This is a genomic window from Pseudoalteromonas mucoides, from assembly GCF_049257175.1.
Classification (GTDB): domain Bacteria; phylum Pseudomonadota; class Gammaproteobacteria; order Enterobacterales; family Alteromonadaceae; genus Pseudoalteromonas.
Map to the genome: position 1 here is coordinate 52478 of NZ_JBMMUC010000001.1, position 26671 is coordinate 79148.

Genomic DNA, 26671 nt, shown 5'->3' on the forward strand with positions numbered 1-26671 from the left:
TTTTTCTTTGTCAGCCACCTCATCAACTGTCTAATATACAACCTACCACAACCAATCTCATATTATTCAAAGAAATAAAATATAGAAGTAACAACGCGTTAATATCTTAGGGGTCAATTGACATTAAATATTTTAATTTATAGTATGGGGTGTTCTCTAAGATAATATATTCTTTATGCTTAGCTTAGTTCGAACAATACGATCATCACAACTTACAGATTGAGTTACTGTAGATCGGATGAAGGTCTGTAACGTTACGTTTAATTGTTGCAGTAATAAAATCAGCGATGGAATCTTAAACAAAGATGACTATTTCAGTGGATGGAAATGAACTGTTCGATAATATCGACGAGTTTAAAAAAGCATTTTTACCTTTACATCAATTAGGTACGCAAGCAAGTAACCAGATAATAAAAAATGAAGAAGATAAATCATCTAAGCAAGCCTTGATAAAAGAACAGGTCGATGCCTTCGAACTCAGAATAAAATTTATCGAAGAAATCTTTAATTCAAAGAACTTTAAAACAACTGACGATCTTTTCGAGCACATAGATGAAGATGGCGACGAAGGAGAGGAAGTGTTGCTACTGCGTCGTAATCTCACCACTATTAATGAATCACTTAAAACAGTAACACTGTTACAGAACTTACATGACACAATCGCATTAGATTCTGACGTTAACGATGAACTACAGCAAGACTTGTCAGCGTTAAAAGAGCGCTGCGACGCAGCTCAAGAGCACATAAATAAATTAAAGTCACAAGAAATAACATTCTACTCTCGTTATCACCAGCTAATGGAAGACGAACGGATTCGCGAAGAAGAAGAACAAAAACTATTGCAAGAACTAGCAGAAGAAAAAGCAGCCAAAGCTCTACGACGTAAAGGAATTATGAAGAGATTAATGCTAACTAGCATCTTCGTTTTAGTCGTTGCGGGTTATTTGTATAAGAACATGTTTTAAGGCTACTGAAATGTATAATGATGATGTTGAACTAATAAGCTCGAATGATGCGCGCAAAACGACACGTGAACAAGTAAAAGACAGTGTACTTGCCACAATAAAACCGATACAAAATACAGTTGCTACGTTGAAAGGGAAAGTATTCCCTAATGCAATAAATAATATGAATGCCGAATATGAAGCAAGTAAACAGAATGCCGCAAAGGCTGCGGCTGACTTGCGAAATATATGCGCACGACTGCCTGAGCCATTAAGAGCACAACTTGATAGCGTAAATTGGGAAGAATATGACTTTGCTCATAACTACTTACCAAAAAATCTGGTCGTAGGACTTGAAGAGATCACCTATAGTTTTGGGGAATCAGGAAAGCAAGTTATTCAAGTACCAAAAGAAATCCCTTTTTATTCATCTGATAATTGCTACTCGTTCGCTCAGGGTGATGATTCAATAACAATCATTAACACGCTTGTGTTTCGACTTGCAGCAATGCTGCCATATTCATCTCAATTTACTCTCATTGATCCAATTAAAATGGGACAAAGTTTCCCATACACTAAACGTTTACCGTTTAAACGTATGGTTGATAACGATGTTTCTCGAGTACTCGAAGAAATACTGACAGATATAGTGCGTATTCAAAACAGCTTTTTAGATAATAATACTGAACGCTTGATTGATGTAGATGAAGAAATTCTTGGTAACGCAAAGTTTGAATTAATCGTTGCAAAGGACTTCCCGCAAGCATATGACCGCCGTTCAATAGAGTTATTAGCTAAGATAGCCAGTACAGGTCCAAAAGCGGGTAAAATGGTTATCCTTGATTTAGACAGCGATAAAGCATTACCTAACGGTGCAGAGCTATCGGTACTATTCCCTGATTTAAAACATATCTATAAAAATGAAAATCAGCTACCTTGGAATTTAGGTAAAGGCTACAGAGACTCAGTTAGAAGCACTGATACTATAAACGCGATTTTAGATGGCCTAAGCCGCGCTAAGCCAAAAGAAACTAAATTAGGTTTTTCAGATGTAATTGAAATGGACCCTGAACTTTGGTGGCAAGAAGATTCAATGGAAGTTATTTCTGCGCCCATTGGTGGGTCTGGCAGTCGTAAAAATGATATTGAACTGTGGTTTGGTGAACGAAATAAGCAGCCATCTTCACATGGAATGTTAGCGGCGATGACAGGTGCCGGTAAGTCTAACCTTTATCATGCTTTTATACTTTCATTAGCTAGCCGTTACAGTCCTGAAGATCTACAGTTTTATTTAATTGATGGAAAACAGGGCGTTGAGTTTCAAAGTTACCCTAAATTACCTCATGCACGCGTTGTCTCTTTAAGCACCAGCCCGCAACTTGCGCGCAGTGTTTTACAAGAGTTGCTTGACGAAATGAACCGTCGTAATGAGATGTTTAAAAACTTAGGACTGTCTGATTTTATAAGTTATAGAAAAGCAGGGTCGCCAAATGGCAAATTACCTCGCTTAATGCTTATTATTGATGAATATCAAACGATATTTGAAGATGATAAAACGGGGTTAGGATCACAACTGATGATCAGCATTGCTTCACAAAGCCGAAGCGCTGGTATTCATATGTTTGTAGGCTCTCAAAAATTTACTGTTCCTGGCATGTCACAGCCACAAGCTACGTTTAGCAATATTAATTTACGTGTTGCGATGAAAATGAGCGGTGAAGAAGTAACCTCTTTACAAGAGTTTGGTTCTAAAGGAAAGCAATTAATCAGAGGTTGTACTGAAACCGGTCAGGTTGTTGTTAGCCACAATGGTGGTGCGAATGAACTTCCTTGTGATACAGGACGAGTTGCTTATATTGATGAACAGCAAAGAGAGCAAATGTTAGAGCAGTTATCAAATAAGTGGCAGGGAACAAATAATACAATTTTACTTGATGGTTCAGAACAACCAGAAATAAAAGATAATACCCAACTACAGACACTTTTTACTGCACCACAACGTTTAAGTGAAGACGAATGGATATCATACGCTAATAAACCACACCATTTTGGTGGTTTAAATGACAATGAATGGTATCCAATAGAGCGCCCATCGGTATTGTGGCTTGGTAAAGAAATGAACATTCATGGCCAAGCAAAAGTAATATTACGCAGGCGTGCGCATGAACATATGTTATTGGTAGGTGACAGTAATGAAGCTCGTTTAGGCATGTTGAGCTATATGGTGGCACAATTGCCTATCAACGCACAAAGCTCACAATACCAAGTACATATTCTTGATCGCAGTATTAAAGGCTCGCAATGGTGTGGCGTATTGTCTGCAGCGAACGACAGTGTATTAAATAATCACGCCTCATTTAGTGAAAGCTTTAAAGATTTTAGCACTCATTTAACCAGTGTTATGGCGCAGTTTGAAAAGCGCCAGCATATGGATGAGGAAGAAATGCTATTAGAGCCTTCTATATTCCTTATTGTTAATGAAGCCCAGCGTGTTAAAGAGCTGGTTAAAAAAGACAACTCATTTGGTATGAAAGCCTACAGTGATGATGGCGGTGTTAATTTAGCTACGCTACTTGAACAAGGCTCGGAATATGGCATTCATTTGGTCTTGAGCTTTGATAACGTTCGCTCTGTAACCAAAGCATTTGACCGTAATGATATTGAAAGCTTTCGCCACAAAGTAGCTTTACAGATGTCTGAAGAAGATAGTTTTAGGTTTTTGAAAACCCGTGATGCAGCAAAATTGCAAGCTGATGGTAAAAAACCTATTTACGCATTACATATAGATCAAATGCAAAATAGGCCAACAAAATTTAAACCTTACTGCTACTCACAAGATGTTATTTTGCATGAGAACTTTGAGCATTTATCAAATCTATATGCTAAATGGGCTTAGTGTATGTCATTAGATAATGTTGAAGAGCAAATTCCATTATTAGTGGCGGAGCTTGAATCATTTAGCAGTCAAGTTAGGAAGCAAGTCGGTTTACTTACTGCTGAAGCACAGCAAGTAATGATTAAGCTTCCTAGCGATATGCAAATGGAACTGGAAAAAAAGCTATCTGAAATTGAAGATTTATCGAATGCACTCGCTAATACGCGTTGTAATGATTTATCGACACAACTAATTCAAAAGCTTGCATTAATAAGGACCTATCTGCATGGCTAATGCTGAAATAAATGAGTCATTACAAACGCTTGTTGCTGCTACTGAGCGTACTCAAAGCGGTGTTGAGTCATCTTTAGAGTCATTACGTGCTCGCTGGTTTGCTTTACGAGAGCATTACCTTGGTTTGGGTGCAGAGGATGTTGAGTCTGAGCTTAATATTGTATTTGCCCAGACCGAGCGATTGATAGAGGCAGTAGAGCAATGGCGAGATATATGCAATAGCTCTTTGCAATCTGATAAGGATGTTAGTGATGCAACCTAGGTGGTTAGTTTCTCAATTAGAAGAATTAGATTATCAAACTGATTATCAAATGGAATTGGCAAGTTCGCTGGTGTTTGAAACGCAGCAGCTACATGCAATTACTCAAAACTTTTTAGAGCTTGCAAAGGCTGATGTTTTTGCTGTGCATGAACTATACGAAACGTTAGTTTTAAACTACGAAGCAGCCCTTGAACATGCGCATATGCGTAATACTCGGGTAGAACATCAAGTTGAAGTTGCAACTAATACATTAAATCATAGTGAGCAAAGTTTAGAAGAGTCACGAGAATTACAAACCTTTTGGCATAACCAAGAACGTAAGGCTGATGTGTGGTTGGGCTCTGCCAATACACATTTACGCCGATGTACAGCACAAAGAATTGACGCAGAGAGTAAATTAGCAAGTGCTAAAGCTGAATTAGCAAGGGCTCAAAGTGCATTAAATCATGTCAGAAGTTTACCACCACGAAAAATATACCGTGGTAGAGATAGAAATGGCAATGATCTTTATGACTATGAGCCGGTAAGTACTTATCAAGAAGAAGCAAGAGTCAGTCGTGCGCACTCAAGCGTTAGTCAACGAAATGGGGAAGTGAATTCTGCACTGAGTGCAGAAAGTGCGGCTAGAATAGAAGTGACAAGAGCAACGACTCAATTAAATGGCTCTCGCTATGCTATAAAAGATGCGCAAAACGCAACACACTTAGCAGAGCAAGCGCGGGAAGTTGCAACTCACACTAAACGTGAATCTCAATATAGCCAATCTTATTCTAAAGAATGCTTAGAAACGCTAGAAAAAATTAACCTTTTACTCATCGCTTTTAAAGAAACCTGTGAGCAACAAACATCGCGGATAGGAACATTATCTGCAGACACCAACGATGCTTTTTTATACCTAAAAAGCTTAGAAGGCCAGCAAGAGTCACTACAGGATCAGGCGTTTAGTTTAAAATACACCTTACAGGATAAAATCTCTTTATTACTTTCATACGATCAACCTCTTACAATGGCGGGATAAATAATGTCATCATTTGAACCGAGTTTCTATCGCATGAAACTGAACATATTAAATGAAGAGGCTGAAAACACGACGTTCTCAAAGTCTGATTACAGTGAGTATTGGGAGCACTTACGTACACAATGGAATGATGCTGCTGGTCGAGGAGTAAATACGCGCGAGATGACACCCTTGATCAGTACATACGATGAGCTGTTAGAACAGAATGTGAAAGTAACGCAAGTAAAAGAGCGTTGTGCTGAACACTTTGAGCAGCTACAAAAGCTTTTAAATCAAGCAGCACATCATCATGAGCAGTTTACCGATATGATGTCTCTTTTGAGTAACCAATCACAAGAGCGAGATCGCACACTAAGGACCAGTGAGAATATGGCTAAGCAAGTTGAAGAGCAGCAAAAATCAGTTGCAGCAAAAAAACAAGCGGCTAATTCTCATGTTAAGCCAATATAGCTCAAGCTGATATCAGCACTTTTTAGTTATTCCAATTTATTAAAATCAACGCGAGTCAAAGCTGACTCGCTTTTTAATGCACTTTTGCAAATTAAATATCCCACCGACCAAGTCCTAATTTAATAAGAGCAATACCCTGTCATTACTTTAATAAAAAAACCAAATAGTACATGCTGGTGGCTTTTTAATTGTACGGGCGTACTACCTCATAGATAAACTATTAAAAACTGCGAATGAAATGTAATCAATGAAGAGTCTATTTATGGTGTATTGTAAGCATTCTTTTTACCGTTATAGTCATGTAATACTTGCTAATTTATACGATACAGATAAAGTTGTATTAATTAAATATTCTAATATTAAGAATTAATATTCCAATATTATTTATAAAAATTATAAAGGGAAAGCATGTTCGATTTGATTGTAGGCACAATTAATAACTTACTGTGGGGCGAAGGACAAATACTTATTTACATTTTATTGTTTACGGGTATATGGTTTTCAGTGCGTTTAAAGCTTATTCAAATCTTAAAGTTTAAGCACATGTTTTCGTTATTGCGCACCAGTAGTAAAGGCGATAAAAACGATATCAGCTCATTTCAAGCCTTATGCACTGGGCTAAGCGCGCGAGTAGGCACGGGTAATTTAGCCGGTGTTGCTGTTGCTATATCACTTGGCGGCAGCGGCGCGATATTTTGGATGTGGATGATTGCCATTTTAGGTATGGCCACGGGGTTTGCCGAAAGCGTACTGGGACAAGTGTATAAAGTGCGCGATAGTAACGGCGAATTTAGAGGCGGGCCCGCTTACTATATTCAACAGGGCATAGGCAGCAAAGCTCTCGCAATCGCATTCGCTCTGTGTTTGTTTTTAGGTTACGGTTTTACGTTTAGTGCAATGCAAACAAATACCATAACCGATGCACTTAATTACGCGTTTGAAATTCCAACCTTTTATTCTGGTATTGTTATTACGGTGCTTGCGGGATCAATTATACTCGGTGGCTTTAAAGCAATCGCCCGTTTTGCAGAGCGCGTAGTGCCAATCATGGGCATAGTATTTGTATTAGCTGCGGTGATCATAACCATTATAAACTTTAGCCAAGTACCTGCCATGATAGAAGATATATTATTATCAGCATTTGGCCTGCAAGAAGCAGGTGCAGGCGCAATGGGCGCAGCAATTAAAAATGGTATTCAACGTGGGCTGTATTCAAACGAAGCAGGCGCGGGGAGTGTACCTCATGCTTCCGCCAGTGCGACTCCAATCCCAAACCATCCCGTTACTCAGGGTTATATTCAGATGCTGGGGGTGTTTTTTGACACCATCGTACTGTGTAGTTGTACCGCTGTGATTATATTACTAGCCGATGTTAATATCAGCGGCGAAATGGAAGGAATTAGGTTAACCCAAGAAGCCATGACCGCGCACTTGGCACAAGGCGGCGTATACTTTGTTGCAGCCGCCATTACGTTATTTGCATTTACCTCTGTAGTGGCAAATTATGCTTATGCTGAGAGTAACCTGCATTTATTTAAACTCGATAACAAACTCGGGCGTGGTATTTATACGCTTTTATATCTGTCTATGATGATGTGGGGCGCGTCGGCCACGTTAAAAGAAGTGTGGGATTTAGCCGATATTGCGTTAGGGTTAATGACGGTGGTTAATGTTATTGCTATCATCATCTTAACGCCAACAATACTTGCTGTAACTGCGGATTATAATAAACAAAGAGCACAAAACGCAGAGCCTGAATTTAATGCAAACAAGGTTAATATTCAGGGTAAAACAGAAAAAGGTATTTGGCATTAACTCATTTTCAAAACGCTCAATATGCATATTTATGCAGTTTGAACGTTAAGTAGACTAAGATATTCGATGATTGAAATACACGCTGGTAAAACGGCAGCAAAAAGAATAAATGAACAAGGCTTAAAGCCTGAGCTTTTTACCTCATTTTTAGGCGCAAGCGGTGGGCCAAAATGGTTTACCTTATTTGGTTTAGATAAATACCTTTTTGGCGAATTTTTTAAAGGCAGAACACAGCAATTAAACTTAATTGGTTCATCTGCCGGTGCATTTCGTGCAGCGTGTTTTTCACAAAACGACCCAGTTGCGGCTATAACACGGTTAGCAAAATCATACAGTGAAACTCGTTATGCAACCAATAAACCAACCCCTGAAGAAATCACACAAAAAGCGCGAGCCTTACTTGAAGACGTTTTTGGTGATAACGGCGTTGCTGAAATAATTAATAACCCTGTGTTTAAATCACATTTTATTGTAGCAAAATCAAACGGTTTGGTAGCAAGTGAGAAAAAGGCACTGCAGTTATTGGGTTTAACCAAAAGCTATTTGAGTAATCGCGTAAACCGCCGGTTTTTAACCAAGCAATATGAACGCTTTATATACCAAGCGCCAAACAGTGATTTTACTCTTGAAGACAGTTATAAATTTAAAACCACACAATTAGATTTAACCACTGATAATTTAAAAGATGCATTACTTGCATCTGGGTCAATTCCCCTTGTAATGCAAGGCATAAAAAATATTGCAGGTTCACCACCAGGTATGTACCGCGACGGCGGAATTATTGATTACCATTTTGACTTAAAAATAAATAACCCAGGGTTAATTTTATATCCACATTTTAACTCAACACCAAAAGCAGGGTGGTTTGATAAAAGTTTAAAACGTGCAGTTGCCCCTGAAAATTATGACAATGTCGTCATGATTTCACCATCACAGGAATTTATAGCAAACCTTCCTTATGGAAAAATTCCAGACAGAACTGACTTTACTGATCTCGATGCTGACACCCGAATTAAATATTGGCGTACAGTATTTAATGAAACTGAAAAACTAGCTGATGCATTTGATCAACAGTTGAATAATAAAATGAAGCCCACTTTAATAGAATAATAAATGTTATAAATGCGATAACAATTGCTTAATTTATTCAAATCTATATCATAAGCCTCTGAAAAAGAGCACTAAACGGTATAGAGTATGGCGATAGCTACATTTGAAAAGTTACATAATGAACAACAAGCGCTGACATATGATCAGCGAATTCGTTATGTAAAAGTAATGGCCAAAGCATTTTCATTAGGTTGTTTCTTATTAATATTACTTTCAATCACTGGCTATATTTTTTCCGCACCTCAGCTGTATCGTCCACTACTAAATGGGGCGGCAACAAACCCTTTAACGGCTTTAAGTGTTATTTTTATTAGTTTGACTGTATTACTTCAACAGAAAAAAATATCAAAATATATAAAGCCTATTTTTAGTCTTCTGAGTTTAGTTATTTCATCAACTATTATATTTGATAACTATTTCAACACAGATTTAGCCCGTCATATCACACCTTTTCAAGCAGTAATAAATAATGAGCATAAATTAGGTTTATCTAATTCTATGGGAATAAATACAGCCATAATGCTAGCGTGTTTATCATTATCGATGATTTTTACAAGCTTGAATAAAAAAATAACAAGCCAATTACTCGCTTTTATTGGAATGGCAGTCCCTATGCTGTCGATCATCGGCTATGCGTATGGAATATCCAATTTCTTTGGTGAAATGTCTATTTTAACAACAACCTATGGTTTGTTATTGGCGTTAAGTGTGCTGTGTATTAATGCTGACAGTGGGGCTGTTTATGCTTTACTATCACCACATATTGGTGGGCGAATAGCACGTTTCCAAGTCATGTTGGGCTATGTTGTGCCTGTATTAATCGGATACTTATTTATAAAAACAATAGTATCTAGTGAAGTCGAAGACTTATTTGGTTTATATGTTGTTATTATATCTTGGTTTATCATTATATTAATAATTTCAAGCGCGATAATTCAAGAACGAGTTGATGAAAAAAGACGCATTGCTGAATTTGCTCTACTTAAAGCTGCTACACATGACAGCCTTACAGGATTAGCTAATAGACGCCGATTCATGGATTTAGCAGAAAAAGAAATTGGTAATTCCAAAAGTAAAGAAAACCCAAGTTGCTTATTAATGGTTGATATTGATCACTTTAAACTCGTTAATGACAAAGCAGGGCATTTAGTTGGTGATAAAGTACTGATAGAAATAGCAAAAAAACTGGCTATGAATGTACGAAAAACAGATTTAGTTTGTCGATTAGGCGGAGAAGAATTTGCTATTTTATTACCTTCAACAGATAAATCAGGCGCACATAGAATTGCTGAAAAAATACGAACAGAAATCGAACAAACCCATATTGAAGGCTACACAGATATATACAGCAATGTAACAGCGTCTATTGGTGTAAGTGAAGTAACTCAAACAGAGAAAGTTGATTATATAATTTCAAATGCTGATAAAGCGTTATATACCGCAAAAGAAACAGGCCGTAATAAAGTAGTTGTTTATGAGGGTGACTAATAGTGATTTAAACGTAAATGTTTAAGTCATGATTGAAAGTGATATTTTCATCAAGCTAAACAATGCCTAATGGGTCATAAAGTATGGTTACTAATATTAAAGAAAAGGGCGAAAAGCCCTTTATTATTAATTATTTAACTTAAGCGTCAGCTGGGACAGTTAGTCGTTAGTTACTGATTAAGATTCCGCCCATTCAGTTGATAATACTTCGTTAATTGTTTCTCTTAGAGCTTTACTACCAAGCCTAAACGTAATGCATTTCAGATTTGAATCCACGATTGAAAAATATAAGCTATCGATTATTTTGGCTTATTACTAATAGCCCATAAATTACGGTACGTAATATTAAGAAAGGGCAGAAAGCCCTTTTTTATTAATAACTTAACCCACGATCATTGTTGACAGGTTGTCTTTATCTAAAGTATAAATTAGCAGCATACTTGCCATTTACATAGACATCACATTCTTTTTTTGAGCCAAACATTTGAGATTCGAACTTACACTTAGCTCTAACTTTTGAAGAATTATATTCACCAACCATTTCATCAGAAAGGATAGGCATAGAATTAATAACAACTTCTCCATTTATATATATAGTTATAAATAGACTGGGCGAAGATGTTCCAGTGATGTTTAAATTCTCACCTGAGTCTGTTTTAAAAACTTGACGAGAAGAATGGCTTGCACAGCCTGTTAGAAGTGTAGTTAGAAATAAAAAAATTATAAATTTATACATAGCAATCCTTTGTTAATATTTAAGTTTATGATTTTAATGTATTTAAAATTAAAAGTCACCTTTAAAGATAGCCTATAATTCATGGTACGTAATATTAAAGAAAAGGGCGAAAAGCCCTTTTTTATTAATAGTTTAATAGTGCTGTCAGGTGTGACAGTTTGACGCTAGTTACCTCTTAAATTGATAACTGGCGTAGATGATTGAACGGGTGGTTTCATAGCTCTTTCACAAGCCCCATCCTTCATAGATTTGTTATATTCAGTTCTATTTTGTAAATATTCTTTAGTCCAATAAGAACAAATTTCATTGTTAGTTTTTTGAGCATTGTTAATTGTTTTCTGTCTATTTGCTTGCTCTTTAGCTAATTTATCCAATCTAAGCTTTTCTCTGGCAGATGCTGCTTTAGCATCACGCTGGGCTTGAATTGCATAGGCTTTTGCCTCCTTTGCTAATACATATGCTTTGTATGAATAGTAACTTTCGATACCAGCAAAAATTGTTAAGCCAGTGAGGGAGAGTGAAAAATATAATTTTAGGTAGTTCAATTCCATATGGTAAGTTCCATTATTTATAAGTCTAAATTATATCAGGTACAACCAATAGCAAAAGTAAATGCGGTAAGTTATGGTATGATGCAAAAAAAGAGCAGCAAAATGAATTTATAATGATAGGTCGAAAAGCAATCAATAATAATGGCTTACCGAATAATTTAAAATTATAGCAGGTTGAATATGGAACCAACATTAAAGAATGTTGATGATAAAACGAAATATACAGTTGGATCTATTTGTGAAAGTGGAACAGTTATAAAGCATATATACCGCTCTTCACCTCATTGTATAGTTTTCGAAACAGAAAGCGGTAACATAGGTTGGGAATACCAAGATACGGTAGATGTTATATCTGACAGAGCTGCATCAAGGTTTTATGAATTATACGAGCAAATTCCAGAAGATATTCCAGATACAGTTTATGAAAATATATTAGGTAGCGTTTGCAATGCATTAATAGTTTCTTTAAAAGCTAGTACCTTAGATGAATGTGATGAAACTTATAATGTAATTGAATCTAGAATAAAAAAATTAAGAACAAACTATCAGTTAAAAAGTATATTTATACTGTTCTCGGTATTGTTAACATTAGTTTATAGTTCAATGAGCATTATTCTATATAGCTTTTCAGAGGCTATATTTAATATGTTGTATATTTGCATATCATGCGGTTGTATAGGCTCATTATTTTCCGTTTTACAGAGAAATGATAAGATTAACTTTGATGCAAAATTAAGTAAAAAGTATATATTTTTACAAGCGTCGTTTACTGGATTGCTCGGTTCAATATCTGGAGGAATAATATATTTGTTATCTAAATCAGGGTTAGCTTTAAGCTTTGCAAGTGATAACCTTTATAGTTTAGCATTACTTTCTATTATTGGTGGGTTTAGTGAACGGATGATACCTGAGCTATTTCAAAAAATAGATAAAAACTAAATAAGGGCTGAAAGCCCTTACTGAATTAACTCCCTGTTCTCTCAGCAATCTCCCCAATTATATCCAACAGTTGGCTTTGTAGGTCAGATAAATATACATCTTGCGTCTTATTTTGTTCTTTCAGTGTTTTATACATGGATTCATGTTCCTTTGCTGACCATTTATAACGATGAACGAGTTGCACATCGGATGGTTTAACCTTTCCCCAAGGTGTAGACATTACGTTGTCGTGATAGGAAATTCTACAATCTGCCCATGGGCCAGTTGGTGGCAAGTAACCGCGATGCATAATAGAGATTAATATCTCGATTGGTTTAGATGCTTTATTTGCTTTCACGTAACGCCTTACTTGACGTTCACTAACACCCAGTTCTTTAGCTCCTTTTGCATAGTCATAGCCGAATAATGACACAAATTGCAATTTAAAGTTTCCCATTGTGATTTACTCCTTTATTAAAAATCACAATGTGAACTTGGCATAGGTGTTAATCTCGGATTGAGCATTATCAATAATTCCGTAATGGCTTATCAAGGGCGCAAGCGCGATATAGAGTAACTAAGGGCTGGGGTTGCGCTGCGCTTGGTTACGACCGATAAACTGTGATGCTAAATTAATAAAAGTGTGCGGTCTACATGGCTGCGCCATAGGTACGCTAAACTGCCTTTTTCATGCGACCAGTTATAACACTTCGAGCCATAAAGGGTATGTGGTCAGGGTTATCGATTAAAAAATCTATCATCTGTTTTATTTCAACTTCTGAATCATCAGGTATCCAAAGGGTTACTTTTTTTAACCCTTTGTCTTTTTGCTTTTGTTCGTACTTTTGATTTCTAGTCATAGTGTCACCAGTGACGGGTTGTTAATTAGGTTATATGGCCGCTAAGCGCGGCCATCATCTGCGGCAAGCGCTAGAGTGATGGCCGCGCTAATTAGCGGCTAAAAAACTACTTTCTTGGGTATCGTCTTGGGTTGATGTATTTGTTTCAGGTTTAGCTGATGACCAAGAATCAACGCGCTTAGGGTTGCAATAAACTTTATATGGCTTTTTATCAACATAGAGCTGAGCGCTACAATTTGAGACCGCTATTACTAGTATTTCTATATCGTTTGGGTAAAACGGTTCACCTGCTTTTTCAAAACAATACAGTTTGCTTGTTGATGAAGCGACAGAGCACGTAATATAAACACCACTGATAATGTCAGGGGTTTGATCAGTGTTTTGCTGTGGATTATTAGACGTTGATACATCTGCTGTAGTTGATTTACTTACAGTGTTTATCTGTGGTGTATCGGATGAAAAGTAATAATAAAGCCCGTAGACAAGTAGGGCGGAAATAGCTATTTTGTGCCAATTCTTTAAAACTGGTTCTTTAGGTTCGTTTTTAGCGTCCGCTTTTTTCTCAATGGTTTCGTTGATTTTATCGCGTATTAAATACCATTTTTTTAATTGTTCAGTAGGCACCATAGAGTAAGCAGCGCGCATATCTATTAAATCGCCACGTTTATTAGTCATTAAATCAGGTAGGAACTTTTGCGCTGTGTTATACCAAGGGTGGCACCAAGATTTTATATAAAACTGGTAGCCCTGGGCTTTACGTGTTTTTGATTTTCCATCATAAAAACGGGCAACTGAAAACTTAGGAACGTTAAATACATCAAAGATTTTATGCGCTAGCCCGTTTACAAATCCAAAGCCAAAATAGTTAGCCCCTGATTTTACGTTAACGCGTTGGTCTATTGTGGTATCCCTAAGCTGTTTATCGACCCCTTCAAAGTCTTGACCAATTAAAACTAAGTCCCAGCCATATTTTCCCATTTGAACAAACCAGCTCACGATGGCCAGTCGGTCTTTATCTTTAAATGATCGTGAATTTAGATGTGTTAATAATTCATCGATAACCACTAAACCATTTTTTGATTCATCATAATTAGAATCGCTTTCTTCTAGTTCTGGATAACCGCACCCTAAGTTTACTAAGTCTAAACTTCTCGGATGGTCGGGTATACGAATTACATGAGGGTTTTTAATATCGCCCATTTTATCTAAATATAAGTCTAGGTTCGTAGCGACTCGACGCCCACGTTTTAAATAGTCATGGATTAGATCAATTGCATATTTAGTTTTACCAGAGCGTTTAACACCCTCAACAAAAATACCTTTAGACATAGTTAAGCCTTAAATTTAATTTTGAGAATGCCAATCGTGAAGTTGTAAACCATCTGCGCTATTTTTACTGCGATTATGATACCCGCGCATGTAATCGCATTAGATGGTACAAGTGATAAACCAGCCTGTGAAAAGCTATTGTTTGGCAATGTAGAAAGTAATTTTGAAAATTCGCTATTGAGGGTTGATACAAAGACGACAATAATAGCGGTATACGCAATTATGAAAGCAGCGCCTAAAACGAGTTTTCGACCATACTTATAAATTATGTAAGCAAAGAACTGTGAAGCAGCAGCCGCTAAACTTGCTAAAAATGCGGGTATTGCAGCGAGTAATGGCATAGTAATAAATCCTTAAACAGCAGAGAATGAACGAAAAACTTGAGCAGCCATGTTTAATAAAGTCATTGCTGTTAAAGTCCAAAGTAACCACTCAACGAGGGGCTTAAAATACGTTTCATAGGGTTCGCAATGCTGGCTGACCGCAATTGATTTTTGATTTCCAGCAATAGAAACGTCTAAGGTAAAAGGAACACATGTACCATTAAATGAGGCGAAATTAGACGTTATAAAATTCTGCATTGTTGAAAATGAAGATGTGAGTTCAGTCGGTAAAGTGATTTTTTCATTGAACCAGTCAATAATATCGCTATCGATTTGCTCTAATTCTGGCTTTATATCTAAATCACATAATTCACCTTCACAGTCACCTTGATACTTAGAGTCATCAGAGCAGCCTTCACCAACACAAGTGCCATTATTAGCCCCGTTACCTGTGCCATTTCCACCACCGCCGCCACCTACATCAAGACCATTTACAGCATCTATAAGCTTGTTAAATTTTGAGACGGTAACAGCGTGTAATTTATCGTCTTGGCTAGTTTGCAATAGGATAGAAGTATCGACGCTTTCCATAATATTTAATACAGCTTGTGTGTTCTTGGTATCAGCATCTATTTTTTTATTGTGAAGTTCGTTGTCATTTTTAATGATACTGTTTGAGCTGTTTTCAATTTGTTTTTCAATATTTTGAAGATTGCACTCAGAGTCACCAGCAGCACAATTATCTTTAGGTTTTTCTGGTTTACCTTCTTCACCAACTTTTGAATCATCGTTATTGTGCGGGTCAGTTTCCGGTGTTGTTGGGTTAGCGTTAGGGCAACTCATAATATCAACTGAACCATTTGTAGCTATTGCACATTTATCATCTTCACCTTCATCTGCAAGCTTTTTGTTATCATAAGGTTTATCTCCACACGCTACACCTTGACTAGTTCCAGCGGCATGCTTAGGTGAAGATATTTGAGAAGGAGTAACAGAGTAGGCACAGCCATCATTGCAATACATGCCCCCACCAGAGAAAGGAACACCCAAATTAGGGCTGGTATATAGATTTTCGCCAGCGCCAGCAGCAGGACAGTCTTTAGGAACACATTCACTAGAACCTAATGCTTTTGATGCACCTTTAGAATGATAGCCAGCAGGGCAATCCGCAAATTTAGGCTTTGCACATTGATTTTCACCAACTTTAATAATGTGTTCAGGACTACCGTCAGGTGGGCATGTATAAAAGTTTGAAGATTGTGTCTTATAAACTTCAGCACCCATGGCAACAACATTATTTTTCCAAGCTGTGGGTTGTTCTTCATCTGCTTTAAAAGAATACTCAACAAATAAATAATTAGAGTCATTGCGTTTGATAGTTTCATGATTAAAAGTGTATGAGATACCAGAATAAGAACCAATCCCCTGATATGTATTATCTAAACATGATGAAGGGTCTGTACCTTGAATTGTTGTTACTGATTGTACAGGGTTAAAAAGTGGATACCTGTCCGTGATAAGTTTATAACAAATTGTATAACCTGTTATATCTTCGTTTTTTGCTGGTATAAGAGTATCAGGGTCGTACTCATCATCAGCTGAAACAAAAAAAGCGCTAATAAGCGCCAATGTATAAATCAATAATCGCATAATTAACGCCTTTAGTTCGAGGGAACAGGCGGAGCGAACCCCGCCATAAAACGACTATATTAATTAGCCGCCGCTTGCACCTTTCTTGATAAATGTACCAAGTAAAGAGAAACCGATTGATGATGCTAAAACAACTGCTAGTACTGCAAAACCAGCGGCAACAGCAGTTCCAACATCGCCTAATACTTCGGCTTGAATATCAGCAACAACGGTTGCATCAAGTGCTGCACTTGCAGTCATTGAAAAAGCCATAGCACCAAGCATTAATGCAGGGGCTAATACCTTTTTACTTACAAGCGGTTTACGTTTAGTCGCAATCACTGCGGGTAGATTTTGATTCATTATTAAGTTTCCTTGTACTATTGTGAACGTGAGCCTTTTTTAAAAATTTCACTCACGAAGTTATAAACTTTGCCTGCGCCATAGCCTGACAACCAGCAAAGAACTGCTGACCCAATGATTTTCGCAAGCACTGGATCAATACTGTTAACGGTTTCCACTGAGGAATCCCGCATAAAATGAGCCGAGCATAATTGCTGCGACTATTAAGTGTTCCATATCCATAATAATCACCTTAAGGGCTGGTATTATTTGAGGGATAATCAAAATTACTTAGGCTTATTTTCAGTTGGTAAGCTATGCAAACGGAAACCTTTCCAATCCATTTGACGCGCAACGTTAGCACCTTCGTAATATTCAATATTGAGTAAAACAGGCTTTAAGCCCCAGCCGTTAGGGTCAGACTGCAAACCTTCTAACTGTTGATACGTGCCATTGCTGTATTGTTCTGCTGATAATTTCACAGATAGAATTTGAGCAGGGTTTTTAGTATGTAACTTAAACTCACCAGTCGTAGGCAAAGCAGCGCCTTTATCGTCTGTGCGGTTAACTTTTACTAGGTCTGTTATAGCGCCTTCAATATTCATAATTTCTCCAATTGGGTTTAATTTTATTAATAGTTACAGTTAATGACACAAGTCCAAGCTCACGACTTCGTCGCTCGAAATGTTGCCAGCCAAAGCTTCATAGTCCATGAATAGACACATGTTTTGATAATCCTCAAGAACGCACGCTTCAAGGAACTGCATATCTTCATCACTAGGTGCGAATAAACGACCATCATCGTGCCAGCCTTGTATCTGCTCAGAGACACCGCACATGATTTTACGTTGTGCTTTAATATCTTTTTCAGTGAGTATCTGGGTAGTACCGCGCCGAGTGATAACAACAACAGCATCCCATGCAACACCAAGAATACGATTTGCTGGTTGGTCGCCGTATTTAGTAGCAAAGTAGGGCGATTTGGTTTCGCTGCGGCTAATTTCCCCCGTGATACGGTCAACAATATCGGGGAGCTGGTAGTGAATGCGTAAGGTTTGGTCTTTGCGTTTAACTTGTACGCCACCCATTGCAAGACAAAACGCTTTCCAATCTGATGAATCAGCGGCTTGGCGTACCTTCTCAAGTGCGTATTTTGAAACTGTATCTAGTGTTGTATTCATTGCGTCTGCAACCTCACATTTGCCAGTATCACCTTGGCCTAATCGTCTAAGTTCACGCCAAAGAGTGACCGAAGGGCCGCCAATTTGCTGAAAACGTCTAATATCAAACGTGCTCGCCCAAGTAGATGCACGTTCTGCGGCATCCGCTGGGAGTATTTTCATTTCACCCGCTTGGGAGCAAATTACCTTGTCTATGCTGTCACCAGTCACCGCTTTAGTGATGTATTTAGCAATGTAACCAGCAGCAGAGCCTTTACTTTTATTAATCGTAATGGCCTTAAAGCGAGTGGTGCTTGTTCTAAATTCGGTAGGTGTATCTTCCGTACACAGTTTTTTCATGATTGCGCGAACTTGTATTGCATCGCCTTTTTCCATGAATAAAAGCATGTGCCAGTGTGGGCAACCGTCATGATGTGGTTCAACAACACGAAACCCATACGGGCGTAAATTTTGTTTAGAGAATAGGGCGCGGGCACGTTTCCAAATACCGTTAAAATATTCCTGTGCATCTTGAGGTGTTGACCCATCATATTTATTGTTAGGTCTACCAGTATGGTGAACTGCATGAAAACGACTAGGCGCAGATAATGTATAGAACTCGCCACGATGGCCATGCATGTCTGCTAGTTCTTCAAAACCACGAATACGAACCATTAATTCAGCCGCTTGTTGTTTACCGGATGTATGCGAACGTTCAATAATTGATTGCAGTGTTTCGAACTCATCAAACGGGTTTGCATCGTTTGGAACAACAAATAAATCAGACATTATTTCGGCTGATTTACGCTTACGTTCTCGGCGGTTCTGGATGGTTGGTTGTGATACATAAGCACTCGCTTTTTTATGTACGAGTCTTAAATCCCGCGCTAATTGTTCAATAGTAAACGCTTGGATTTTACGTAATTTACGACGCCAGAAAATAGGGTCGGCAAAGCGATTTAAAATACCTGTTAAAGAGTCAGCTGCAAAGTGTGTGCAATAAGGTGTAACTAATTCAGGCTCCTGAATATCAAAGGAATTTAAGTATTTAACCAGGATGTTAAATACAGATAAAGTGTGGCCGTTTTTACTTATTTTAAGCTCGCAATAGCGCGCTTTTTGCTCAGCAATTTCGCATAATTCATCGTCTGAACAAGATAAATTTATATGACCGTGTTTAAAATTTCCAAGGGTTAAAACGGTATCAGCAGATTTTAAACGCTTGTTTGCTTCAGCTAAATTGTTGAATTTTTCAGCCAAAAAGTAACCGGTGCTAAGCATATGAGCAAGGTTTGAATGACGCTCAAAAATACGATTTCGCCATGATTCAAAGTCAAAAAAGCGTTCTTTCATTGGCTTAGAAAGGTTCTCGAAAACGTCCTTTGCAGTGTTCGCAGGGTGCAAGTTTGCAGTTAAATTCATTGCAGTATTTAACGGGAAAACTTGAGAATATTGGGCGTTAGATAATGAGTTCATTTCAAACCTCATCATCATTTGATGAAGATGAATAGGTATCTTGGGTTAATTGGTTGATAGTAACCAAAGCCATTAAGATCATAAAAGAATAAGAAGTTAGCCAAAGAACCATAGTTACAGGCTCAGAAATTGAGATAGAAAAATTATCCAAAAGGTACATTGATAACGTGGAATCCAATTCTTGGATTATTTCTAAAGTCATATCCTTAATCCTATAAAGGTGACAAACTGTCATTCTTGAATGTTTTGGAGTCTAACTTTCACGCTTGACAGTTGTCAACTTTTTATTTATCAAGATTGACAGTTATAATTAACTTAGCGAGGAGAAATGCTATGAACTTTAGTTACGAACTAATTGAAAAATATAAAAATTTCATGGGTTACAGTCAGGATAAACAAGTTATTTCTGATTTTGAAGAATTTAACTCTGGTAATATGTCCCAAATTAAAAAGGGAACACGTCATCTAACAGCGAATCAGTGCATTTTTATGGCGAATACCATTGGTATGGATCAAAAAGAAGCATTGTTGAAACTTGCTATCGAAAAATCAAAATCGAAGGAAGAAGGTCAAATCTGGTCTGATATTGTAAAAAAGATTAGTGCAGCATGTGTAGCGCTAACACTAGTTGCAGGACTAGCAAACGCTCCAACTGAGGACGCATTTGCGTAATAGCGATAGCCCATAAATTACGTTATGTTAAATTGGCTGGTTTGAATTAAAGTGGGCGTAATCATACAAACTAGCCCACTTTTAGAAGGGTTTTAAATGTTTAGTTTAGCTCAGAATCTACCCAAAACTTAGTGCCTTTTAATATAGCTTGTAATGCCAGGCCATTTTCGGTTAATGAATAAACAGTTACTTGATCTGCAATGGCTTCTGCCACTATAGCTCCACCTTGATCTTGGTATTTTGCAGCTGCATCGGCATTTCCACCAAAGGCCCAACCATGTTCAACAAAACGGTTTAATGCAGCTTGATCATGAAAAACCATAACTACATTAAAATCTTTTACACCTAAACCAAGCCCTAAACCGGCTTCACCCATATTCATATAGGTTGATTTACCTGTTAAGTTATTTTTTACTACACCATAACCACCACCAAAGCTGGCAAGTACAACATTTACATTAGCGTTATCGAATACAGCATAGCCTGCAGAACCAGCAATTTGCTGTTTTACATCGGGCTTTTCTGTATATAATTTAGCTAACGTATCAGCACGCATATTTTGTACTAAAGTACGTTTTTCACTTGGCGAAGCGCTACCTGTTGTAGCACACCCAGATAATACTAAAGTTAGAGCAACTAAACTTAAAACAATAAACTTTTTCATATGCTTTCCTTAAATACCGACAACAGCAAAGAGATAATTAATATTTTAGAACTGTTTAATGTCTAATACTAGACAGTATCGGACTTTACAATTAAACTGTAACTATCTTATTTTAATAGAAATTAGCTCAATATGCTTGTTGCTTTGGTCGATACATTAAAACAATTACGGTATCAAATTGCTCACCTTGAAGATGATACATTGCAATCAGAATACCCAGAACTTGCCTCCTTTATACAGCAAGTTGGCTTGACTGTTGCTGAATCAAAAATTGAGTTAGAATTTTTATACCAGTTTTTATATGTGTATGGCCGAAAATCTGAGGCTACTTATAACCGATTTAGAAATGAACTTGAACGTTTTTATTTATGGTCTTGGTTAATTGCAGAAAAATCCGTATTCGAATTAAAACGTGAAGACATTGAAAGTTATGTAGATTTTATGGTTGAGCCAGATTCTGCTTGGTCAACAACTTCAGTCCAGTGGCGCTATAAAGACGAGCAAGGAATACGCAGGTTAAACGAAAATTGGCGCCCTTTCATGCGTAAAGAATCCATTGCTAGCCAACAAACCTTAGCTGCAATGTTCACCGCCCTGAATGTATTTTATAAATTTGCAATTTTAGAAGAAAAGACATTTGCTAACTTTGTTCCTGTAGTTAAAAAAAATAGCCCTTATTTAGTTGTGCAATCGCAAATTAAAATACCAGATACGCTAAGTGACATTCAATGGGAATATGTATTCGGTGTTACGCGCGACAAATGTGAACAGCAACCAGACTTTGAAAGAAATCTTTTTACTTTAGCCTGCTTAAAAGGATTATATTTACGGATTTCAGAATTATCAGAGCGTCCACAATGGTCACCTGTAATGTCACATTTTTGGCAAGATAACGATGGCTTCTGGTTTTTACGAATAATGGGTAAAGGTAATAAATTAAGAGACGTTACTTTAAGTGAAGATTTTATTGAATATTTAAAGCGTTATCGACTTTATCGTGGTTTAACTGCCCTTCCCCGCGTTGATGAGTCAGATCCATTGGTGCATAAAATTCGTGGTCAAGGTGGGATGACTGTTAGGCAAATACGTCGGTTAGTTCAACAAAGTTTTGATTTAGCAAAGCAATCTTTATTAGAAGATGGTTTTACTGATGATGCAGAACAATTAGAGTCGGCTACTGCTCACTGGCTACGCCATACTGGTGCGACTCATGATGCTCAAACTCGGCCTTTAAAACATTTATCTGAAGATTTAGGTCATGCCAAAATAGCGACGACCGATCAAATTTATATTCAAACAAATATAAAAGAACGTGCTAAATCTGGTATTAAAAGGAAAATTTAATGGAATACTTTGTATTAGCAAGTATCGGCTTGGCTTTTTTAGCCTATTCGATTTCTATTAGACAGCTTGAAATTGTCGAAGTAACTGGCCCTATGTTTTTTGTTTTAGTTGGAATGCTGATTGCGTTTTTTATACCTGAAGCTCCAAACGAATCAAAATACTTGAATGCTGATCTGGATAAGTTATTACCTTTAATAGAATTAACTTTGAGCATTTTTTTATTTACTGATGCAGCAAAAACTAAACTTTCTGTTTTAAAACATAGCTTTCAATACCCTAGCCTATTATTGTTTTTAGCCTTACCTCTGACTTTATTTTCAGGGATTACGGTTGCAAGCTTTATGTTTACAGAGTTAACTTTAGTGCAAGCTGCGTTAGTTGCGATTATTTTAACACCAACAGATGCAGCATTAAGTAAGGGTTTATTAAATAGTAATCAAGTGCCAGAAAAAATACGTGAAGGAATTAATACGGAAAGCGGTTTAAATGATGGTTTGTGTGTTCCTGTATTTTTACTTTTAATGCTATTAGCACAAGAACCTGAAAAATCATTTTCAATTTTATCAGTCGCAGAGATATTTGTTCGGGAACTTGGCCTTGCACTGTTTATTGCGATCACAGCCATGGCAGTGTTTATCCCTCTAATTAAGTTTGCAATGCAACGCCATTATTTTTCAAATAACACCAGCCCATTTTTAGTTATTGGTATGGCGATGGCAATTTTTTCAATTGCTCAAAGTGTTCACAGTAGTGGTTTTATCGCAGTATTTGTTGCTGGTTTAATTTTTGACAGGTTCACAGAACAAACTTTAAGAGAAAAGCTAGTTGAAGACAGTGAACACATAGCAGATTTTACAGGTTTACTAATTTGGTGTTTATTTGGTTTTGTTTGTAGTTATTTAGTTTTCCCAAAACTGAATTGGCAGATAGCTTTATTTGCAATATTAAGTGTTACTGCTTTGCGCATTATACCTGTGATGATTAGTTTGCAATTTACAAATTTAAAAATTAAAGATCGTTTTACCTTCGCTTGGTTTGGCCCGAGAGGTTTAGCATCAATCGTATTTACTATGATGATAATAGACACGCAAATTGAAAATAAATTACAGATTGCGACTATCGCTATGACAACAATTTTATTTAGTGTATTTATTCATGGCATGAGTACCAAGCCAATTGCTGACAGTTATAAAAAATAAATTTTAATTAAAAAACGGTAAGTAAAGTCTTACCGCTTTTAAAATTATTTATAGTATTTGAGCGAGTAACTCAATGGGGTGTTTTGGTTTGAACTTTTCATAACGCTTAACCTGGCTACGACACGAAAAACCAGTTGCAAGTAATTGTTCAGGTTTGTTCTTTTTGATAACACTTTGCCAACTCATTTCATAAAGTGCCCGTGAGTTATTTTGGTTTTGTGCTTCGTGGCCATAGGTACCTGCCATACCACAACATCCTGTTGCAGTTGTATTTAATGACAAACGTAAATCAGAAAATATATTTTGCCAAACATTAGCCGCTTTTGGCATGGCAGTTGTTTCTGTGCAGTGACTTAATAACGTAAACTGTGTGTCGTTTGAGATTTTATTTGCCAATGCTTTAAATGACTGAGTTGCTAACCATTCATGAGCAAGCAAAACTTCAAAGTCACCACGTAGTTCACCTAATATAGAATTATATTCATCGCGATAGCACATAACTAAAGATGCATCTAAACCAACAAGTGGAGCGTTAATTTCAGATAATGAATTTAAAAATTGCGCAGCATTTTTTGCCGTGCGTTTAAATTCATTTAAAAAACCTTTAACGTGTTGTGGTTTACCATTTGGTTTAAACGGTAATAAAATAGGTTTTTTGCCAAGGGCTATGATCACCTTAATAAAGCTCTCTACTAATTCGGCTTCATAAAAACTGGTAAATGGGTCTTGTACAATTAAAACATATTCATTTTGTTCTGCACTAGAAAGTGCTGATAGTTTTTCAAAATTAAAATTATGTGCTTTACCTATACGCTTTGTTAAACGTGGCGAGCTTAGTGTTGGAGTATCTACATAGCCAACCGTTTTTCTTATTAAAGCCGAAACCAATTTTGTATTTACAATTGGGTTTATAACTTTTGAAAAAGATGCCATTACCGGAGCACTATTTTCAATGTTGGCTACAAGGTAATCTTTAAGTGGCCTTGCATAATAACTATGATAATAATTTAAAAACCGTGACCTAAATGTTGGCACATCAACTTTTATTGGGCACGCGGTAGTACATGCTTTGCAAGCTAAACACTCATCCATTGATTCTTTTACTTCGTGAGAAAAATCATAAACGCCTTTATTTTTATCGCGGTTATGTTGATAGCGTTCCCACCAAGTGATCACTTCACCTTGATTAAGTTGCTTTTCTACTTCGAGTAAATCAATGTCTTTAGATTCTTGTAAACGTAACCACTCGCGCATTAAACTTGCACGCCCTTTAGGCGAATTGCGACGGTCTCCAGTTACTTTGTACGATGGGCACATCGGTGATTTTTCATCGTAATTAAAGCAAATGCCATTACCGTTGCAGGTCATAGCATTGTTAAAACTGGTTTTTACATCAACAGATATTTGCTTATCGAACCACGAACGCTTTTGTCCATCAACACTGACTAGTGAGTCTTCACTTTCAATAGGAGTGCATATTTTACCGGGGTTTATCCGATTATGCGGATCAAAAGCAGCTTTTATGATGCGTAATTGTTTAAACAGGTGATCACCAAAAAATTCAGGACCATATTCACTGCGGTAGCCTTTGCCGTGCTCGCCCCACATTAGTCCGCCATATTTTGTAGTGAGTTTTACTACTTCATCAGATATTACGCGTAATAACTGTTCTTGTTTTGGGTCACACATATCTAGCGCTGGACGTACATGCAATACCCCCGCGTCAACATGGCCAAACATACCATATTGTAAGTTATGGCTATCGAGCAACGCTCTAAATTCGACGATAAAATCAGCTAAATTTTCGGGCGGGACAGCAGTATCTTCTGCAAAGGCCAATGGTTTTTGGGAGCCTTTAGCATTGCCAAGTAAGCCGACTGATTTTTTTCGCATACCATAAATTTTTAGAATGTCGGCCTTGTCACTGGTTAGCTGATATCCAATAACACCATTAGCTTGATTTTTAACACATTCATCTAGTAAACGGCACAAGGTGTCTACTTTATCTTTGATATCTTCAGGCGAGACAGCATTAAACTCAACCATGTTGAGCCCTTGCATATCTTTATTTTCAACATCTGTTATTAAGTCCGATACTGAATGCCATACAATATCTTGTCGTGCTAAGTTCAGAACTTTACTATCGACCGTTTCTACTGATGTGGCACGGGCTTCGACTAAAAAAGGAGAATGGCGTAGCGCAGAATCAAAACTATCATATTTAATATTTATTAGGGTTTTGAATTCGGCGATTGATGTGATGTTAAGTTTTGCTTCAGTAACAATACCGAGTGACCCTTCAGAACCTGTGATCAAACGACTCATATCAAAAGTTTGTAAGTCATCACTTAGCACATGCTCTAGATCATACCCGGTTAAAAACCTATTTAAACGAGGGAATTTTTGTAATATAGCATCACGGTTATCCAAACAAACATTTAATACAGTGGCGTATAAATTACCAATGACGGTGTCTTGCTCAGCAATTAATTTGGCTTTATCAATGGCTATTGGGTTTGTAGTCATTTGTGTGCCATCGACCAAAAAGGTGGTTAAACCTAAAACATGGTCACTGGTTTTACCATAAACGAGAGAGCCTTGGCCTGACGCGTCAGTGTTAACCATGCCACCTATTGTTGCGCGATTACTGGTCGATAAATCTGGGGCAAAGAAAAAACCATATGGGCGTAAAAAATCATTAAGTTGATCTTTTATTACACCGGTTTGCACACGAACCCAGCCTTCATCTGTATTTATTTCTAAAATCTCACGCATGTAACGGGACAAATCAACAACAATACCGGGAGTTAAAGATTGACCATTAGTTCCTGTTCCTCCACCGCGTGGGCCGAAGGTTAGTGACAGGAATGGATCTTGTGCAGCAGTTTGGAGGGCTATTTGAATATCTTTTTCAGATTTAGGAAAAATAACTCCCTGTGGAATTTGTTGATAGATACTGTTGTCGGTTGATGCAGTAAGGCGTGTACCATAAGTTGCATCCGTATCTCCGGAAAATCCCTTGTTAGTGATTGTTTCTAAATAACTTACTACTAATTCGCTGGCGCTATCTTGTTGACTTATTGTTGCTATCATGACGGTGATAAATTAAGACATTTGTTACATTATACCATGCAAATAGAGATAGAAAATTGATGTTTTTACAGTTTGTAACACTCTTTTTATCGTATTTAGCCGTGTATTAATTATACTCA

Annotated in this window: 26 protein-coding genes; 13 read left to right on the forward strand and 13 right to left on the reverse strand. The window is 37.2% G+C overall.

From position 1 onward, the window contains the following. Nucleotides 1-305: 305 nt before the first annotated feature. The 9 genes from AAEU30_RS00220 to AAEU30_RS00260 all read left to right on the forward strand — a co-directional run bounded on the left by AAEU30_RS00220 (nucleotide 306) and on the right by AAEU30_RS00260 (nucleotide 10256). Entirely contained in the window at nucleotides 306-965 is a 660-nt protein-coding gene (locus AAEU30_RS00220) for a hypothetical protein (RefSeq protein ID WP_421958742.1), read from the forward strand. A 10-nt stretch (nucleotides 966-975) separates the two neighbouring features. Further along, complete coding sequence (locus AAEU30_RS00225) at nucleotides 976-3840, forward strand: FtsK/SpoIIIE domain-containing protein (protein ID WP_421958743.1); 2865 nt, start codon at nucleotides 976-978, stop codon at nucleotides 3838-3840. Nucleotides 3841-3843: 3 nt separating this feature from the next. Next, nucleotides 3844-4113: a hypothetical protein gene (locus AAEU30_RS00230; RefSeq protein ID WP_421958744.1), complete on the forward strand. Its 270-nt coding sequence runs from the start codon at nucleotides 3844-3846 to the stop codon at nucleotides 4111-4113. Further along, on the forward strand, nucleotides 4106-4375 hold the full coding sequence (locus AAEU30_RS00235; RefSeq protein WP_421958745.1) for a hypothetical protein: 270 nt from the start codon (nucleotides 4106-4108) through the stop codon (nucleotides 4373-4375). The genes AAEU30_RS00230 and AAEU30_RS00235 overlap by 8 nt, the downstream gene beginning before the upstream one ends. After that, nucleotides 4362-5393, forward strand: coding sequence for a hypothetical protein (locus AAEU30_RS00240; RefSeq protein ID WP_421958746.1), 1032 nt, complete (start codon nucleotides 4362-4364; stop codon nucleotides 5391-5393). The genes AAEU30_RS00235 and AAEU30_RS00240 overlap by 14 nt, the downstream gene beginning before the upstream one ends. Nucleotides 5394-5396: 3 nt before the next feature. Continuing rightward, nucleotides 5397-5843, forward strand: coding sequence for a hypothetical protein (locus tag AAEU30_RS00245; RefSeq protein ID WP_421958747.1), 447 nt, complete (start codon nucleotides 5397-5399; stop codon nucleotides 5841-5843). A 408-nt stretch (nucleotides 5844-6251) separates the two neighbouring features. Continuing rightward, nucleotides 6252-7658, forward strand: coding sequence for an alanine/glycine:cation symporter family protein (locus tag AAEU30_RS00250; RefSeq protein WP_421958748.1), 1407 nt, complete (start codon nucleotides 6252-6254; stop codon nucleotides 7656-7658). 66 nt (nucleotides 7659-7724) lie between these two features. Further along, entirely contained in the window at nucleotides 7725-8768 is a 1044-nt protein-coding gene (locus tag AAEU30_RS00255; protein ID WP_421958749.1) for a patatin-like phospholipase domain-containing protein, read from the forward strand. An 87-nt stretch (nucleotides 8769-8855) separates the two neighbouring features. After that, a complete protein-coding gene (locus AAEU30_RS00260; RefSeq protein ID WP_421958750.1) occupies nucleotides 8856-10256 on the forward strand; it encodes a GGDEF domain-containing protein in 1401 nt (466 codons plus the stop codon). Nucleotides 10257-10668: 412 nt separating this feature from the next. Here the strand turns inward: AAEU30_RS00260 and AAEU30_RS00265 are convergent, their stop codons facing one another. After that, nucleotides 10669-10992 (reverse strand): hypothetical protein, encoded by a 324-nt coding sequence (locus tag AAEU30_RS00265; RefSeq protein ID WP_421958751.1) that lies wholly within the window; start codon nucleotides 10990-10992, stop codon nucleotides 10669-10671. Between the two features lie 164 nt (nucleotides 10993-11156). Then, complete coding sequence (locus tag AAEU30_RS00270; RefSeq protein ID WP_421958752.1) at nucleotides 11157-11543, reverse strand: hypothetical protein; 387 nt, start codon at nucleotides 11541-11543, stop codon at nucleotides 11157-11159. A gap of 180 nt (nucleotides 11544-11723) precedes the next feature. Here AAEU30_RS00270 and AAEU30_RS00275 point away from each other — a divergent pair, with 180 nt between their 5' ends. After that, entirely contained in the window at nucleotides 11724-12482 is a 759-nt protein-coding gene (locus AAEU30_RS00275) for a hypothetical protein (RefSeq protein WP_421958753.1), read from the forward strand. Between the two features lie 25 nt (nucleotides 12483-12507). Here the strand turns inward: AAEU30_RS00275 and AAEU30_RS00280 are convergent, their stop codons facing one another. The 9 genes from AAEU30_RS00280 to AAEU30_RS00320 form a co-directional block, all read right to left on the reverse strand. Further along, on the reverse strand, nucleotides 12508-12918 hold the full coding sequence (locus AAEU30_RS00280) for a hypothetical protein (RefSeq protein ID WP_421958754.1): 411 nt from the start codon (nucleotides 12916-12918) through the stop codon (nucleotides 12508-12510). A gap of 217 nt (nucleotides 12919-13135) precedes the next feature. Beyond that, nucleotides 13136-13321, reverse strand: coding sequence for a hypothetical protein (locus AAEU30_RS00285; protein ID WP_421958755.1), 186 nt, complete (start codon nucleotides 13319-13321; stop codon nucleotides 13136-13138). 87 nt (nucleotides 13322-13408) lie between these two features. Beyond that, nucleotides 13409-14650, reverse strand: a complete 1242-nt coding sequence (locus AAEU30_RS00290) for a zonular occludens toxin domain-containing protein (RefSeq protein ID WP_421958756.1) — start codon at nucleotides 14648-14650, stop codon at nucleotides 13409-13411. A gap of 2 nt (nucleotides 14651-14652) precedes the next feature. Next, nucleotides 14653-14991 carry a DUF5455 family protein gene (locus tag AAEU30_RS00295; RefSeq protein ID WP_369678222.1) on the reverse strand — a complete coding sequence of 113 codons (339 nt, stop codon included), beginning with the start codon at nucleotides 14989-14991 and terminating at the stop codon, nucleotides 14653-14655. A 12-nt stretch (nucleotides 14992-15003) separates the two neighbouring features. Further along, nucleotides 15004-16623 (reverse strand): hypothetical protein, encoded by a 1620-nt coding sequence (locus AAEU30_RS00300; RefSeq protein ID WP_421958757.1) that lies wholly within the window; start codon nucleotides 16621-16623, stop codon nucleotides 15004-15006. 63 nt (nucleotides 16624-16686) lie between these two features. Further along, the gene (locus AAEU30_RS00305; protein ID WP_339691077.1) at nucleotides 16687-16965 is read right to left on the reverse strand and encodes a hypothetical protein; all 279 of its coding nucleotides are present in this window, start codon (nucleotides 16963-16965) and stop codon (nucleotides 16687-16689) included. A 266-nt stretch (nucleotides 16966-17231) separates the two neighbouring features. Next, on the reverse strand, nucleotides 17232-17549 hold the full coding sequence (locus tag AAEU30_RS00310) for a hypothetical protein (RefSeq protein ID WP_339691079.1): 318 nt from the start codon (nucleotides 17547-17549) through the stop codon (nucleotides 17232-17234). A 39-nt stretch (nucleotides 17550-17588) separates the two neighbouring features. Beyond that, nucleotides 17589-19580 carry a replication endonuclease gene (locus AAEU30_RS00315; RefSeq protein ID WP_421958758.1) on the reverse strand — a complete coding sequence of 664 codons (1992 nt, stop codon included), beginning with the start codon at nucleotides 19578-19580 and terminating at the stop codon, nucleotides 17589-17591. 1 nt (nucleotide 19581) lies between these two features. Continuing rightward, nucleotides 19582-19782 carry a hypothetical protein gene (locus AAEU30_RS00320; protein ID WP_421958759.1) on the reverse strand — a complete coding sequence of 67 codons (201 nt, stop codon included), beginning with the start codon at nucleotides 19780-19782 and terminating at the stop codon, nucleotides 19582-19584. Nucleotides 19783-19913: 131 nt separating this feature from the next. On the opposite strand from AAEU30_RS00320, the gene AAEU30_RS00325 reads away from it, so the two are divergent. Continuing rightward, nucleotides 19914-20252, forward strand: coding sequence for a DUF3693 domain-containing protein (locus tag AAEU30_RS00325; protein WP_169017723.1), 339 nt, complete (start codon nucleotides 19914-19916; stop codon nucleotides 20250-20252). A 100-nt stretch (nucleotides 20253-20352) separates the two neighbouring features. On the opposite strand, the gene AAEU30_RS00330 is transcribed toward AAEU30_RS00325, so the two are convergent. After that, entirely contained in the window at nucleotides 20353-20916 is a 564-nt protein-coding gene (locus tag AAEU30_RS00330; RefSeq protein WP_421958760.1) for a lipid-binding SYLF domain-containing protein, read from the reverse strand. 132 nt (nucleotides 20917-21048) lie between these two features. Between AAEU30_RS00330 and AAEU30_RS00335 the strand changes: the two genes are divergently transcribed. Next, complete coding sequence (locus AAEU30_RS00335; RefSeq protein ID WP_421958761.1) at nucleotides 21049-22260, forward strand: tyrosine-type recombinase/integrase; 1212 nt, start codon at nucleotides 21049-21051, stop codon at nucleotides 22258-22260. Next, nucleotides 22260-23459, forward strand: a complete 1200-nt coding sequence (locus AAEU30_RS00340) for a cation:proton antiporter (protein WP_421958762.1) — start codon at nucleotides 22260-22262, stop codon at nucleotides 23457-23459. The genes AAEU30_RS00335 and AAEU30_RS00340 overlap by 1 nt, the downstream gene beginning before the upstream one ends. A 48-nt stretch (nucleotides 23460-23507) precedes the next feature. On the opposite strand, the gene ydiJ is transcribed toward AAEU30_RS00340, so the two are convergent. Beyond that, on the reverse strand, nucleotides 23508-26552 hold the full coding sequence (gene ydiJ, locus AAEU30_RS00345) for a D-2-hydroxyglutarate dehydrogenase YdiJ (protein ID WP_421958763.1): 3045 nt from the start codon (nucleotides 26550-26552) through the stop codon (nucleotides 23508-23510). Nucleotides 26553-26671: the final 119 nt, after the last annotated feature.

What these genes read in the sequence shown, in the direction of transcription:
- AAEU30_RS00270 (WP_421958752.1), bottom strand. Translation starts at nt 11,543, where the DNA reads ATGGAATTGAACTACCTAAAATTATATTTTTCACTCTCCCTCACTGGC.
- AAEU30_RS00245 (WP_421958747.1), top strand. Translation starts at nt 5,397, where the DNA reads ATGTCATCATTTGAACCGAGTTTCTATCGCATGAAACTGAACATATTA.
- AAEU30_RS00325 (WP_169017723.1), top strand. Translation starts at nt 19,914, where the DNA reads ATGAACTTTAGTTACGAACTAATTGAAAAATATAAAAATTTCATGGGT.
- AAEU30_RS00280 (WP_421958754.1), bottom strand. Translation starts at nt 12,918, where the DNA reads ATGGGAAACTTTAAATTGCAATTTGTGTCATTATTCGGCTATGACTAT.
- AAEU30_RS00335 (WP_421958761.1), top strand. Translation starts at nt 21,049, where the DNA reads ATGCTTGTTGCTTTGGTCGATACATTAAAACAATTACGGTATCAAATT.
- AAEU30_RS00305 (WP_339691077.1), bottom strand. Translation starts at nt 16,965, where the DNA reads ATGAATCAAAATCTACCCGCAGTGATTGCGACTAAACGTAAACCGCTT.
- AAEU30_RS00235 (WP_421958745.1), top strand. Translation starts at nt 4,106, where the DNA reads ATGGCTAATGCTGAAATAAATGAGTCATTACAAACGCTTGTTGCTGCT.
- AAEU30_RS00340 (WP_421958762.1), top strand. Translation starts at nt 22,260, where the DNA reads ATGGAATACTTTGTATTAGCAAGTATCGGCTTGGCTTTTTTAGCCTAT.
- AAEU30_RS00255 (WP_421958749.1), top strand. Translation starts at nt 7,725, where the DNA reads ATGATTGAAATACACGCTGGTAAAACGGCAGCAAAAAGAATAAATGAA.
- AAEU30_RS00250 (WP_421958748.1), top strand. Translation starts at nt 6,252, where the DNA reads ATGTTCGATTTGATTGTAGGCACAATTAATAACTTACTGTGGGGCGAA.
- AAEU30_RS00265 (WP_421958751.1), bottom strand. Translation starts at nt 10,992, where the DNA reads ATGTATAAATTTATAATTTTTTTATTTCTAACTACACTTCTAACAGGC.
- AAEU30_RS00260 (WP_421958750.1), top strand. Translation starts at nt 8,856, where the DNA reads ATGGCGATAGCTACATTTGAAAAGTTACATAATGAACAACAAGCGCTG.
- AAEU30_RS00310 (WP_339691079.1), bottom strand. Translation starts at nt 17,549, where the DNA reads ATGAATATTGAAGGCGCTATAACAGACCTAGTAAAAGTTAACCGCACA.
- AAEU30_RS00300 (WP_421958757.1), bottom strand. Translation starts at nt 16,623, where the DNA reads ATGCGATTATTGATTTATACATTGGCGCTTATTAGCGCTTTTTTTGTT.
- AAEU30_RS00285 (WP_421958755.1), bottom strand. Translation starts at nt 13,321, where the DNA reads ATGACTAGAAATCAAAAGTACGAACAAAAGCAAAAAGACAAAGGGTTA.
- AAEU30_RS00320 (WP_421958759.1), bottom strand. Translation starts at nt 19,782, where the DNA reads ATGACTTTAGAAATAATCCAAGAATTGGATTCCACGTTATCAATGTAC.
- AAEU30_RS00330 (WP_421958760.1), bottom strand. Translation starts at nt 20,916, where the DNA reads ATGAAAAAGTTTATTGTTTTAAGTTTAGTTGCTCTAACTTTAGTATTA.
- AAEU30_RS00220 (WP_421958742.1), top strand. Translation starts at nt 306, where the DNA reads ATGACTATTTCAGTGGATGGAAATGAACTGTTCGATAATATCGACGAG.
- AAEU30_RS00290 (WP_421958756.1), bottom strand. Translation starts at nt 14,650, where the DNA reads ATGTCTAAAGGTATTTTTGTTGAGGGTGTTAAACGCTCTGGTAAAACT.
- AAEU30_RS00275 (WP_421958753.1), top strand. Translation starts at nt 11,724, where the DNA reads ATGGAACCAACATTAAAGAATGTTGATGATAAAACGAAATATACAGTT.
- AAEU30_RS00225 (WP_421958743.1), top strand. Translation starts at nt 976, where the DNA reads ATGTATAATGATGATGTTGAACTAATAAGCTCGAATGATGCGCGCAAA.
- AAEU30_RS00295 (WP_369678222.1), bottom strand. Translation starts at nt 14,991, where the DNA reads ATGCCATTACTCGCTGCAATACCCGCATTTTTAGCAAGTTTAGCGGCT.
- ydiJ (WP_421958763.1), bottom strand. Translation starts at nt 26,552, where the DNA reads ATGATAGCAACAATAAGTCAACAAGATAGCGCCAGCGAATTAGTAGTA.
- AAEU30_RS00315 (WP_421958758.1), bottom strand. Translation starts at nt 19,580, where the DNA reads ATGAACTCATTATCTAACGCCCAATATTCTCAAGTTTTCCCGTTAAAT.
- AAEU30_RS00230 (WP_421958744.1), top strand. Translation starts at nt 3,844, where the DNA reads ATGTCATTAGATAATGTTGAAGAGCAAATTCCATTATTAGTGGCGGAG.